Annotated in this window: 2 protein-coding genes; both read right to left on the bottom strand. The window is 76.3% G+C overall.

What is annotated here, in order from left to right; all coding sequences use genetic code 11:
- Positions 1 to 241 (bottom strand): hypothetical protein (locus tag AB0O00_RS40960; RefSeq protein WP_363659734.1); only part of this gene is annotated, 241 nt, incomplete at its 3' end.
- Positions 238 to 1,104 (bottom strand): SDR family NAD(P)-dependent oxidoreductase (locus AB0O00_RS40965; RefSeq protein ID WP_363659735.1); only part of this gene is annotated, 867 nt, incomplete at its 5' end. The genes AB0O00_RS40965 and AB0O00_RS40960, both read right to left, overlap by 4 nt.

Raw genomic sequence — 1,104 nt, forward strand, 5'->3', positions numbered from 1 at the left:
CCCGGAAGCGCGGCGCCTTCGACGCCTCGCGCACGGCCGCGGACAGCCGCTCGGCGGCCCGCGCGTACTCGGCGCGGTAGGCGTCGTCCTCTGCGGCGTCCGCGGACGCAGCGAGCGCCGGGTCGGTGAGCGGCAGCACGGTGTCGGCCGGGAAGCCGGTGCTGCGCAGCACGACGTCGCGCCACACGGACCATCCGGTCTCCCCGAGCGGGACGAGGTGCTGCCCGTCGGATCTGCTCATGCCGCCTTCTTCCGGTCGATCTGGGCCGCGAGGGCGTCCAGGGTGGGGTAGTCGAAGAGGGCGGCGATGCCGAGGTCCACGCCGAACTCGTCGTGGATGTGGGAGACCAGCTCGACCGCGGTGAGGGAGTTGCCGCCGATGTCGAAGAAGTCGGCGCCGTCGGCGATCTCGGGCCAGCCCAGCAGGCCCGTCCACAGCTCGCGCAGGCGGGCGGTGGTGGCGTCCCGCTCCGTCGGGGCGGGCTCGGGGGCCTGGAGCGTCGGTGCGGCTTCCTGGGCGGTTGTCTGACGGATCGTCACATGCGTCGGCGTGTAGGCCCGGAGCAGGTCCAGGAGGAGTGCCGCGTCGGTCGGTTGGGGTGCGGAGACGACGAGTGTGCGAGCCGCGGGCGGGGCCCCGGTGGCCGCGAGGGCGGTGAGGACGGCGTCGGCGGCGTCGGGCCGGCTGCGGGTGACGGTCGCGAACAGGTCGAGCACCGGGCGGCCGGCGAAGGCGCGGGCGAGGGCCGCGAGGCCGAACGCCCGGGGGCCGAAGGCGTCCGTCGCGGTGGCATCCGGGGCCGGGCCGGCCAGGTGGAGGACGCCGTGGACGGGGCCGTGGCGCTCGGTGACGTCGTCGAGGAGCGCGGAGAGCGCCTCGTGGTCGGTGACGTCGCAGCCGGCCGACTCGGCGGTGGCGCCCAGGGACTCCAACTCGTCCACCAGGTCCGGCCGTTCCGCCGCCTTGCGGCCGAGGAGGACGAGCGTGGGGTGCAGTCCGGTGGCGGCCAGGTGCGTCGCCACCCGGACGCCGAGGCGGCCGGTGCCGCCGGTGATCAGGTACGTGCCGGCGGGCCGGAGGGCGGGGCCCTCGGCGGGCGTCAC

Origin of the sequence: Kitasatospora sp. NPDC093558 (genome assembly GCF_040683475.1) — a bacterium.
Lineage (GTDB): Bacteria > Actinomycetota > Actinomycetes > Streptomycetales > Streptomycetaceae > Kitasatospora.